General features: G+C 69.9%; 10 protein-coding genes. 5 read left to right on the top strand and 5 right to left on the bottom strand.

The genetic code is table 11. The features are described from left to right. The first annotated feature begins 1 nt into the window (after nucleotide 1). The 3 genes from rsmB to AC1DR7_RS05965 all read left to right on the top strand — a co-directional run bounded on the left by rsmB (nucleotide 2) and on the right by AC1DR7_RS05965 (nucleotide 4502). A complete protein-coding gene (rsmB, locus tag AC1DR7_RS05955) occupies nucleotides 2-1339 on the top strand; it encodes a 16S rRNA (cytosine(967)-C(5))-methyltransferase RsmB (protein WP_256775932.1) in 1338 nt (445 codons plus the stop codon). Nucleotides 1340-1364: 25 nt separating this feature from the next. Then, nucleotides 1365-3089 carry an ArnT family glycosyltransferase gene (locus AC1DR7_RS05960; protein ID WP_457319289.1) on the top strand — a complete coding sequence of 575 codons (1725 nt, stop codon included), beginning with the start codon at nucleotides 1365-1367 and terminating at the stop codon, nucleotides 3087-3089. A gap of 108 nt (nucleotides 3090-3197) precedes the next feature. After that, entirely contained in the window at nucleotides 3198-4502 is a 1305-nt protein-coding gene (locus AC1DR7_RS05965) for an O-antigen ligase family protein (RefSeq protein ID WP_478076417.1), read from the top strand. Here the strand turns inward: AC1DR7_RS05965 and AC1DR7_RS05970 are convergent. Continuing rightward, nucleotides 4487-5305: a glycosyltransferase family 2 protein gene (locus tag AC1DR7_RS05970; RefSeq protein WP_256775930.1), complete on the bottom strand. Its 819-nt coding sequence runs from the start codon at nucleotides 5303-5305 to the stop codon at nucleotides 4487-4489. The two genes, AC1DR7_RS05965 and AC1DR7_RS05970, sit on opposite strands and share 16 nt — an antisense overlap. Here AC1DR7_RS05970 and AC1DR7_RS05975 point away from each other — a divergent pair. Beyond that, nucleotides 5304-6362: a CDP-glycerol glycerophosphotransferase family protein gene (locus AC1DR7_RS05975; RefSeq protein WP_457319291.1), complete on the top strand. Its 1059-nt coding sequence runs from the start codon at nucleotides 5304-5306 to the stop codon at nucleotides 6360-6362. The genes AC1DR7_RS05970 and AC1DR7_RS05975 overlap by 2 nt on opposite strands. Nucleotides 6363-6555: 193 nt before the next feature. Here AC1DR7_RS05975 and AC1DR7_RS05980 read toward each other — a convergent pair whose 3' ends face one another. The 4 genes from AC1DR7_RS05980 to AC1DR7_RS05995 form a co-directional block, all read right to left on the bottom strand. Then, complete coding sequence (locus AC1DR7_RS05980) at nucleotides 6556-8097, bottom strand: PH domain-containing protein (RefSeq protein WP_457319287.1); 1542 nt, start codon at nucleotides 8095-8097, stop codon at nucleotides 6556-6558. Continuing rightward, nucleotides 8094-8636, bottom strand: a complete 543-nt coding sequence (locus tag AC1DR7_RS05985; RefSeq protein WP_478051461.1) for a PH domain-containing protein — start codon at nucleotides 8634-8636, stop codon at nucleotides 8094-8096. Before AC1DR7_RS05985 ends, AC1DR7_RS05980 begins: the two co-directional genes overlap by 4 nt. An 86-nt stretch (nucleotides 8637-8722) precedes the next feature. Continuing rightward, a complete protein-coding gene (gene ribA, locus AC1DR7_RS05990; protein ID WP_256775928.1) occupies nucleotides 8723-9859 on the bottom strand; it encodes a GTP cyclohydrolase II RibA in 1137 nt (378 codons plus the stop codon). Nucleotides 9860-9928: 69 nt separating this feature from the next. Next, nucleotides 9929-10846, bottom strand: coding sequence for a lauroyl acyltransferase (locus AC1DR7_RS05995; RefSeq protein WP_457320264.1), 918 nt, complete (start codon nucleotides 10844-10846; stop codon nucleotides 9929-9931). Nucleotides 10847-10931: 85 nt separating this feature from the next. Between AC1DR7_RS05995 and dtd the strand changes: the two genes are divergently transcribed. Then, complete coding sequence (gene dtd / locus AC1DR7_RS06000; RefSeq protein WP_457320262.1) at nucleotides 10932-11372, top strand: D-aminoacyl-tRNA deacylase; 441 nt, start codon at nucleotides 10932-10934, stop codon at nucleotides 11370-11372. Nucleotides 11373-11382 lie beyond the last annotated feature (10 nt).

Consider the following 11382-nt stretch of genomic DNA (forward strand, 5'->3'; position numbering starts at 1 on the left):
GATGACCCAGACCCGTGACAACAAGGCGGCCCCGCGCGCGGCCATGGCACCGGGCGTGCCTACCCGGGTGCTCGCCGCCAAGGTCCTGGCCCAGGTGATCGGCCGTGGCCGCTCGCTCAAGGCCGAGCTGACCCAGGCCTTGCCGCAGCTGGATGACAGCCGCGACCGTGCGCTGCTGGAGGCGCTGTGCTTTGCCGTGCTGCGCCGTCGTGGTGCATACGATGCAGCTCTGGCGCAGTGGATGCAGCGGCCGTTGAGCGTGCGCGAGGACGAGCTGCGTGCCCTGTTGCTGGTCGGTTTCGCCCAGCTCGATGCCCTGGATCTTCCGGCCCACGCGGCGTTGTCGGCGACGGTGGAAGCGGCGCGGGCGATGGGCCGCGACCGCCAGGCCGGCATGGTCAACGCCCTGCTGCGCCGCGCCCAGCGCGATGGCATCCCGCGTGCGCCGGCGCGCGATGCGTTCCCGGACTGGCTGGCGGCAAAGGTCGAGCAGGACTGGCCGGAACAGGCCGACGCCGTGTTCAGTGCCAGCCTGGTGGCCGCGCCCCTGTGGCTGCGGGTCAACCGCCAGCACGGCACCCGCGAAAGCATGCTCGAGCAACTGGCGGCCGCCGGCATTGCCGCCGAGACCTCGGCGCTGGGCAGCGATGCGATCTGCCTGCCGGTGCCGGTGGCGGTATCGGCGCTGCCCGGGTTCGCCGAGGGCGCGTTGTCGGTGCAGGACCTGTCGGCCCAGCAGGTCGCCGACGCCCTGGCGCCGCGTACCGGCGCGCGGGTGCTCGATGCCTGCGCCGCCCCCGGTGGCAAGTCCGCGCACCTGCTCGAGCGCGATCCGACCCTGCAGCTGCTGGCACTGGACATCGATCCGCGCCGGCTCAAGCGCATCAGCGAGACCTTCGTGCGCACCGGCGTCGGTGCGCAGGCACAGGTGCTGGCCGCCGACGCCACCGATCCGGACAGCTGGTGGGACGGCCAACCCTTCGACTGCATCCTGCTGGACGCACCGTGCTCGGCCACCGGCATCATCCGCCGCCAGCCCGACGTGCTGCTGCACCGCCGCGCGACCGATATCGAGGCGCTGGTCGCGCTGCAGGCGCGCCTGTTGGATGCGTGCTTCCGGATGCTCGCCCCCGGCGGCACCCTGCTGTATGCGACATGCTCGATCCTGCGCGAAGAAAACCAATTCCAGGTCGAAGACTTCCTCCAGCGCACCCCCCGCGCAGGCTTCCTGCCATTGGATGAACGCTTCGGCCACGACTCGTGGGCCGGGCGCCAGCGCCTGCCCGGTGAAGAAGGTGCAGACGGCTTCTTCTACGCGCGTCTGCTAAAAAAGGGCTGATCCAATACCGCCAGACATGCGCCCCATGCTCAATACCCGTGCGTCCCGAGAGTTCTGGTTGCTTGCGTTGATGGCCTTGCTGGTTCTCGGAACCGGCCTGGGCATGCGTGATCCCTGGCCCTCGGACGAGCCGCGCTTTGCGCTGGTCGCCAAGCAGATGGTGCTCAGCGGCGACTGGCTGTTCCCCCATCGCGGCACCGAGCTGTATTCAGACAAGCCTCCCATGCTGATGTGGGCCCAGGCGCTGTTCTACAGCGTTTTCGGCAACTGGCGGGTGGCCTTCCTGCTGCCGTCGCTGCTGGCCGCGCTGGGCACCCTGGCCTGCGTGTACGACCTCGGCCGCCGGCTGTGGACCCGTCGGGTCGGGCTGTATGCGGCCTGGGCGCTGTTGTTCGCGGTGCAGTTCACCTTCCAGGCCAAGAAGGCGCAGATCGATCCGCTGGTGGTGTTCTTCATCACCCTGGCCAACTATGGCCTGCTGCGCCACCTGCTCTGCGGGCCGGCGTGGCGGTGGTGGTGGCTGGGCTGGTTCGCCGCCGGGCTGGGGGTGATCACCAAGGGCGTGGGGGTGATCGCGCTGCTGATGATCCTGCCGGCCGCGCTGGCCTCGGTGCTGGGTTGGCCGCGGGTGCGGCTGCACGTGCGCGACTGGCGCTTCTGGCTGGGGCCGCTGGCGTTCGCGCTGGCGGTGCTGCTGTGGCTGCTGCCGATGGTGCTGGCTGCCACCGGCAGTGGTTCGGCCGAGTACCGCAGCTACATGGACGACATCCTGTTCCGGCAGACCGCCAAGCGCTATGCGCAGTCCTGGGACCACCACCAGCCGTGGTGGTACTTCCTGGGCACGATGCCGTCGATGTGGGTGCCGGCGTTCCTGGTCCTGCCGTGGGCGGTGCCGGCCTGGTGGCGGCGCCTGCGTCGGCGCGACCCGCGTTATCTGGTGCTGCTCGGCTGGTGGCTGTTGATCGTGCTGTTCTTCTCGATTCCACACGGCAAGCGCGATGTCTACATCCTGCCGTCACTGCCGATGTTCTGCCTGGCGCTGGCGCCGCTGTTGCCGGGGCTGCTGCGCCGTCGCGGCGTGCAGTGGTTGCTGGGCGGCTTCGTCGCTCTGCTGGCGCTGGGCCTGCTCGGCGCCGGTAGTGCGATGCTGACCGGCCAGCCCGGTTTTGAGAGCAAGCTGATCGTGGAGCGCGGCATCGATACCGCGCTGACGTCCGCGCTGGGCTGGGTGGGCGTGGCGCTGGGCTGCTGGGCGGTAATGAGCCTGTGCGTGGCCGGGGCGCGCCGTTTCCATCTGGCCGTGGTGGCCACGTTGGCCATGGCCTGGGTCGCCTTCGGCCTGGTCGGCTATCCGCTGTTCAACGATTCCAGTTCCGCACGCGGGTTGATGCAGCACATCGGCCAGCGCATCGGCAGCGACGGTGAACTGGGGCTGGTGGCATGGAAAGAGCAGAACCTGCTGATGGCCGATCGGCCCGCCACCACGTTCGGCTTCAACCGACGTTGGGACCGGCAGCTGCGCGATGGCGTGGCCTGGCAGGCGGCCGAGCCGGCGCGGCGATGGCTGGTGGTGCAGGAGGATGCGCTGCTGGGCTGCGTGGATCGCGATACGGCCGAGCTGGCCGGGGTCGCCAACCGTCGCCGTTGGTGGCTGGTGAAGGCCAGCGACATCCACGGCCCGTGCGAGGCGACTTCCGCCGAGGCCGAGCGCGAACGCGCGCTGCACAGGATCGATGGCGATGAGGATTGAGACGCATAATGGGGCGCGCGCTGCCCAGCGCGTGCGCCATGCCCGTGGACGCCGGTCGCGTCCGAGGATGCCAGGGGCACGCATGCCTGTGTGTGGTCGAGAGTGGCAATGAAACACAACACCGTGTCCCCGCTGTCCGATGTTTCCCTGCCGCCGCTGCAGGGGCGGGGTCGGATTGCCCATCAGATGGCCAACGTCGGGCTGTTCTGCCTGCCGGCGCTGATCCTGACCGTGCCGCAGAACCTGCTGCCCTACGGCATCGTGCTGCTGCTCAGCACCCTGTTGGCGCCGGAGCTGCTGTGGCGTGCGCGGCACCTGGCCGGACGGCCGGTGATGGCCTTGACCTGGATGATGCTGGCCGCGATCGGTCTTGCGCTGCTGTCGATGTATCTGTTCAACCAGGGCCTGCGCGACATCGACAACCGCTCGCGGTTTGCGGTGATTCCGTGGTTGGCGCTGTGGGTCTGCGCGTTCCGGCCGGAACTGCGCTGGCTATGGGCGGGATCGCTGGTCGGCCTGCTCGGCACCATGGTGCTGGCGATCATGCAGGTTGCCGGCGGCGCGCCACGGGCCGACCTGAGCACCAATGCCATCGTGCTGGCCGACATCGTGCTGGTGCTGATGGTGCTGCTGGTGTTCTGCCGTCCACACCGGCGCTGGAGCTGGGTGATCGTGGGCATGGTCGCCGGCTGCGTAACCATCGTGCTCAGTGGCAGCCGCGGGGTGTGGCTGGCATTGCTGGCGCTGTTGGCGGTGATGGCGATGAGCCTGCGCTGGCGCACCGGGCCGGCGCGCCTTGGGGTGTTGACGGGCCTGATGGCAATCGCCGCCGCGCTGGCCCTGACCATCCCGAGCCTGCGCGAGCAGGTGCGCCTGACCGAACTCCAGCGCGACGTGGTGCGGATGGAGCGGGGCGACAGTGACTCCTCCGCCGGCGCCCGCGTGGAACGGCTGCAGGTGGCCTACGAGACCTTCATCGACCATCCCCTGACCGGGGTGGGCATCGGCCACTTCGACAGCGCGATGCAGCGCCTGCCGGTGTGCCGCGACGATCCCAGCGAACTGCGCTGCCATCTGGGCCATGCGCATAACGATTTGGCCGAGTGGTCGGCCACGCAGGGAATCCCGGGGCTGCTGCTGTTGCTGGCGGTCTATGGGGTGCCGCTGTGGRTGTTCGCGGGTCTGCACCGCCGCAGCGGCCAGAGCACCTTCCGTGGGCCGGCGGCGGCCGGGATCATGATCGTGGTGGCCTACGTGCTGTGCGGGATAACCCAGTCGATGTTCGCCCACCAGATCACCGCCAGCTTCTACGTGACCATCGTGGCGCTGCTGGCCGGCCTGTCGGTGATGCAGGGCCATGTACACCGGCAGGCGCTGGCCCAGGCGGGCGCCCGGGCTCAGTCGCCGGGCTGATCACGCGGCGGGTCGCTGACCGGCTGCCCGTGCTGGAGCATCCACAGCATGATGGTCTTCTGGCGCACGTAGTTGGCGCGCACGTAGGCATACACCAGACCGTGCCAGCCATCGCGGAAGCCGCCGCGCAGCAGCAACCCGCGCCAGAACCGCCAGGCCGGCGCCAGCACCAGCTTGGCCAGGGTGGCGCGCTTGCCGCGCGCGAATTCGTGCTCGGCCATCATCCGCGCGTAGCGCTGGGTCTTGCTCAACTGCTGCTCCAGCGAGCGGTACGGATAGTGGATGAGGTCGCCGCGCAGCACGCCGACGCTGCCATCGACGCTGGCCGCTTCGTGGATCTCGCGCTTGCCGCGCCAGCCGCCGTGGCGACGGTCGAACAGGCGTAGCACGCGATCGGGGTAGGCGTTGCCGTGGCGCAGGAATTTGCCGAAGTAGTCGGACAACCGCGCGAAGCGGTAGCCATGGTGGCCGGCGAAGCCGCCGGCCTGGGCGGCGAGGATTGCCGCGCGCAGGTCGTCGCTGATGCGCTCGTCCGCGTCCAGGCACAGCACCCAGTCATGGCTGGCCTGGGCCACGCAGAAGGCCTTCTGGCTGCGGAAGCCGTCGAAGGGCCGCTGCAGCACCTTGGCCCCGGCCGCGGTCGCAATCGCCACGGTGGCATCGGTGGAGTACGAGTCCACCACGATGATCTCGTCGCAGAAGGCCAGCGAGGCCAGGCAGTCGCCGATGCGGTCGGCTTCATTGAACGCGATAATGCAGGCCGAGATGCGAGGCCGTTCAGTGGGAGCGGTCGTGGAGGACATGATGGCCGAGTACCTGCTGTTTGCGACGGAGCGTTATGCGCTGCCCATTCTCGCCCCACTGGCCCAGGCGTTGCACGCGTCCGGTCAATCGGTGTCGGCCTGGTTCGCCGACGGGGCTGCCGGATCGCAGCTGCCGGGCGTGCCCAACGTGGATCTCCGGCAGGCGCTGGCGCTGCGCCCGCGGGCGGTGTTCAGCGCCGCCAACTGGGTGCCGCCGTTCATCGCCGGGGCCAAGGTGCAGGTCTTCCATGGCTTCAACGTGCAGAAGCGCGACAGCGCGCGCGGCCATTTCCGCGTGCGCGGCTTGTTCGACCTGTACTGCACGCAGGGGCCGGCCACCACCGATCCGTTCCGCGAGCTGGCGTCGCGCGAGGGTCACTTCGCCGTGGCGCAGACCGGCTGGCCGAAGCTGGACCCGCTGTTCCGCGACGATGGCGGGGCCAGTGCCGCATTGCGGGCAACGGCTGCCGGCCGCCCGGTGATCCTGTTCGGCTCGACCTTCACCGAGCGCCTGAGCGCGGCGCCGCACCTGTACGCGCCTATTGCCGCCGACATCGCGCGCGGCGAGCGCTACTGGCTGCTGACCCTGCATCCCAAGTGCAGCGCGGACCTGTTCGCGCGTTATCGCGCGCTGGCCGGCGACAACGCCGCCTTCATCGAACCGGAGCAGGTGATGGCCGCGCAGCGCGCCGCCGACGTGCTGGTATCGGACACCTCCTCGATCGTGTCCGAGTTCGTGGTGCAGCACAAACCGGTGGTGACCTTCCGCAACCGCGTGCCGCAGCCGCACATGATCGACTTCGACGATGCGAGTGCCTTGCCGGCGATGCTGGACCGCGCCCTGGCGCCGGAACCGGCGTTGATGGCCGAGATCCGGCGTTATGCCGACACCATCCATCCGTACCGCGACGGGTATTCGAGCGAGCGGGTGATCGCGGCCACCGAGGATTTCCTGTCCGGCGAACTGGGCACGCTCAAGCACAAGCCGTTCGGCGCGTGGACGCGGGGGCTGCAGATCCGCCGGGAGCTGGGGTATTGGGGGCCGGCAAAGCGTTGAGGGGGGGGCACGCGCGGCGTGGCGGTTCCGGGGCAGTGGGGTGGAGGGCTGCCACGCATGGCGTGGCACTACCCGGACGGGCTGCCACGCAGGGCGTTGCCAAGCCCCTCGATGGTGGGTTTCCGCGCGCGGCGTGGCATTACCCGCGCGCCGGAGTCGTTTGGGTAGAGCCACGCCATGCGTGGCTGCGCTCCTACCAGTGCAGGCGACGCCGGGCCAATGCCTTGCCCAGCTGCGCGTGCACCGCGCGCGCGTCGGCTTCGGGCAGGTAGCGCAGGCACAGCGCGATGCTGCCGCTGGCGCCGGCGGTGTCCAGCCACACGCTGGCGGTGCCCAGTAAACGGTCCAGGGGGGAACGCGACAGGCGCAGGCTCTGCAGCTTGTCCAACTCGGCGAACCGCCACCAGCGCTGCCACCAGCCGCCGCGCACCGCCACGTACTGGTCGTCCAGGTGATAGCCGATGCGCGCCATCTGGCGGTGCGCGCGGAACGCCGACCACGGCAGCCACAAGAGGATCAACGCACCGCCCGGGTAACCGTTCCAGACCGCAGCGGCGGCGACCACCGGCAGCCACACAAACGCGCCCAGGCTCAGCCGCCACCAGCCGCGCTGCTGCACCGGCTGCCAGCGCGCAGGCGGCCACTCCAGCTGCGGCAGCAGGTGCTGCACCAGTGCGTCGCAGGCCTGCGGGGTGGCCAGCGGGGCCAGCTCGCGCAGGTCGCGGCGCTCGTTGTCCACGGCGGCGCCGGCGGCGATATCGATGCGCAGGTGGCGTCGCCCTGCCCAACGCTGCAGCGTGCTTTCGCGCAGCGTCCAGGCCTGGATGCGTCGCCGCGCGACGCTGCTGCGCAGGCGCGTGAGCAGGCCGCTGACCACGGTCAGGCGGCGCTCGTGTTCGCTGAGCTGGAAGCCGTAATAGCGCAGCAGCGCCAGCACCACCGACAGTACCCGCAGCATCAGCCAGAAGCCGATCACCATCACGACCGCGACGACCGCCCACACCCAGGTGGCCGGATGCAGGTGGCTGGCATAACCGAAGGCCTGGCGGCCACCCTGCTCGATCGCGTCGGACACCGTGCCGCGCGGGAAGAACTGGTAGCTGGCACCGAAGGCGGCCAGTACCACCACCCAGCCACGGTTGGAGAGCAGGCCGAGACGCACCACGTCCCAAAGGCTCAGCCGCAGCAGTACGTCGTCGATGGGCGCTGCCGGTGCGTTCTCGTTGCCGGTTGGCGTTGCTACGGCGTCCGCTTCCTGCCCGCGATGGCGCACCAGCTGTTCCAGCGCCAGCGCCTGGGACAGCTTCAACACCCGCATTTCTGCTTCCGGCCGATGACCGCCGGCCGATTCCAGGCGCAGTTCGGCCACGCCGAACAGGCGGTGCAGCGGGTTCTGGTGGACCACGACATTGTGGATGCGCGCGAACGGGATCTCGCGCCGGTTGCGCGAGATCACCCCGCTGCGCACGCTGATGCCGTCGCGGCCGATCCGGTAGCGGTAGGTCAGGTATTGCAGGATCGAAATGCCCACCAGCACCGCGATGACGATCAGCGCCGCCAGGTAGGACCACATCTCGTCGCGGTCGCCCCGGTTGCCGAACACCACCAGCGCCACCAGCGGCAGCAGGAACTGGCGCAGCTGCATCAGCAGCACGAACAACCACGACCACGGATGCAGACGCTGCTCCTGCGGGGCAGCGACCGACGCCTCAGCGAGCGGTGGCGGCGTACTCACAGCGCGTCGTCGTCGCGGTCGAGTTGATGGGCGAGGGTGTCGCGCAGGTGTTCGGCATCGTCGGCGTCGAGCCCGCTCAGGGTCACCGCGCTGAAGCGGCTGCCGGCGGTGTGCACCACCAGCGTGGCCAGTCGCGCGCTGCGTTCGATCGGCCCGCGGCGCAGGTCAAGGTGCTGCACGCGTGAGATCGGCACGCGGGTTTCCAGCTGCCACATCAGGTCGCGGCGCACGCCCAGGCCCTGGTCGTCCAGCCGCCAGTATGTGCGCCGCTGGCGGCGGAAGCCGAAGCCCGCGCCGATCAGCGCACCGAGCACCAGCATGCCGGCAGCGCCGAGCCAGCGCATCGGCAGGTCCAGCACCACCCAACCTGCGGCCAATACGCCGCCGATGAGCAGCGCACCGGAGATCGCACCGGCGGCGGCGGCGATGCTGGCCGCGCGCAGTGGCAGCGGCTGCCAGTCGGCGCTGGCGGGCAACGGTGGCAACGCCGGAAGCGGTGGCGGGGTGGCGAACGCAGGGGTAACGATGGTGTCGGGCAAGGCAGGGTGCTCGGCAGGGGGAACATGCCGGGCGTCGTCCCTTTGGTGGTGCGCCCGTCGCGCTGACGGTAGCAGGTTGCCGCGCGCTATTGCGCGGCCTGGATCAGCGCGTCCACGTCGAGCAGATGCCCGGCACGCTCGGCTTTGGTACGCAGGTACTGCTCGTTCTCGACCGTGATGTCGCCGGTCACCGGCACGCAGTCGACCACGTCGATGCCGGCGTTGCGCAGGCGCTGGGCCTTGGTCGGGTTGTTGCTGAGCAGCTGCACGCGGTGCACGCCCAGCCCCTGCAGCATCGCCACCGCGCTGCCGTAGCGACGCTCGTCGGCGCCGAAGCCCAGCTGCGCATCGGCGTCGATGGTGTCCAGTCCGTCGTGCTGGTAACCGTAAGCGCGCATCTTGGCGGCGATGCCGGTGCCGCGCCCTTCCTGGTCCAGGTACAGCAGCACGCCACCGCCCAGTTCCTTGAGCTTGCGCAGGCCGCGCCGCAGCTGGTCGCCGCAGTCGCACTTGAGCGAGCCGAACAGGTCGCCGGTCAGGCACGAGGAATGCACCCGGACCGGCACCACGCCGGACAGGTCCGGGGTGCCGACAATCACCGCCACCTGGTCGCGCTGGGCGACGCCGCCGCGGAACACCGCGAACTCGGTCATGCCCACCTCGCGCAGCGGCACCGGCGAGCGTGCCACCAGCTCATAGGCATGCGCGGCTTGCTCGGCGCCCTGGCTGAGGTCGCACAGCGACACCTGCGCGCAGCCGTCGAAGCGGCTGTCATCGGCGTCCAGCAACACCCCGACCATGGCCGGCAGCAACAGGCCCAGCCGCGCCACTTCCACCGCGCCGTCGTCGAGTGCCTGGCCGGCACTCCAGCCTGGCGGCATTGCCTCGGGTTCGCGCAGGTAGCTCAGCGAGGGCAGGGCATCGAAATCGATCCCGGCCAGCGGCACGCGCGCGCCGTGTTCGGCAGTGACCCCCAGCACCCGCGCGCGGGTGGCGGTGAGGAACAGGTAGTGGCGGTCAGCGGCGGCCTGGGCGAAAGCGCCGAAGCTGCTGCGGGTGCTGCTGTCCAGGGCGATGAAAGCCAGCCGCTGGCCGTGGCCGTCGTCGATCACCACCGGGCGGCCGGCACGCAGCTCGGCAACCGCGCGTTCGCAGCGGATCGCGGCCGGGTCGCCGAACAGGGAAGAGGCAGCATCGGACATGGCAGGGGCCGTGGGGGACATCATGGCTTTCACAGTGGGGACGGGTGGCACCGATTCCAATCGCGACAGGGACGCGACAGAGCGTCGCGCTCAGTGCGGGTGTTCTTCGGTGGCATACGGATCGACCTCGCCGCTTTCCGGCGGGCGCAGGGTGTAGCGCTTGTAGGTCCACAGGTACTGGGTCGGATCGCGGCGGGCGATCCGCTCGATGCCGGCGTTGAGGGCGGTCGCGGCGGTGCGCGGGTCCGGGTCGGCGACCTCGGGCGGGGCTGGCTCGATATGCAGGGCGAACTGCATGTCCGGGCCGATCCGTTCGCACCAACCGTACAGTACGGTGGCCCCGGTGCGTTCGGCCAGCCGGTTGACCAGGGTCATGGTCAGCGCCTCGACGCCGAAGAACGGCGCGAACACCCCGTCACCGGCCTTGGGTTGCTGGTCGGGCAGGATCCCGGTGGCGCCGCCCTCCTTGAGTACCTTGAACAGCTGGCGCACCGCCGGCCCTTCGGCACGCACCTGGCGCACGTTGTCGCCGCCGCGGACCAGTTGCAGGAACGCATCGCCCACCGCCTCGTCAGGCGCCTTGTAGACGATGGCGATCGGACCGCGCGAGGCCAGCCACTGGTTCAACAACTCCCAGTTGCCGTGGTGCGGGGCGGCCACGATCACGCCCTTGCCGGCCGCCAGCGCGGCGTCGTACAGCGCCTCGCCATGGCGTTCGACCAGGCAGGCCAGGTTCGCTTCACGCGGACGGGTCCACAGACGCAGGGTCTCCACCGCCTGCATCGCCGTGGAGCGCAGCACCTGCCGGTGCATCACCGCGCGCTGGGCATCGGTCAGTTCGGGGAAGGCCAGTTCCAGATTGCGCCGGGTGACCCGACTCTCACGGGCGTTGAGACGGATCCACAGGCCCGCCAGTGCGGCGCCGAAGCCTCGCAGCCAGGACCAGGGCAGGCGGGTGAACAGGGCGGCGGCGCGATAGGCCAGGCGGGCAGTGGTGTGCGGTTTCATCACTGCAAAGTCTAGCCGCTGGCGGCGAGCGTGTCGGCGCGCGGTCGCGTTAAGGTGGGCCGCCTTCAGTTGCGGAGCCGTGTCCATGCTTGTCCTGATCCAGCGCGTGAGCCACGCCAGTGTCCGCGTCGAGGACGCCATCGTCGGCCAGATCGGCCCCGGCCTGCTGGCGCTGGTGGGCATGGAGCCGGGCGATACCGAGGCCCAGATCACCCGGATGGCCGATCGCCTGCTCGGTTACCGTGTCTTTGGCGATGCGGCCGGAAAAATGAACCGATCACTCCGCGATACCGGCGGCGGGCTGCTGCTGGTCAGCCAGTTCACCCTGGCCGCCGACACCTCCAGCGGGATGCGGCCGGGCTTCAGTACCGCCGCGCCGCCACCGGAGGCTGAACGCGGATTCAATCGGCTGGTCGATATCTGCAGACAAAAACACGCCCCGGGGGTGGAAACCGGCCAGTTTGGTGCCCATATGGTTGTCAGCCTGGTCAACGATGGTCCAGTGACCTTCCTGCTCAGACCCTAGCCCCGGGACC

This window comes from Stenotrophomonas sp. P5_A9, from assembly GCF_056400525.1.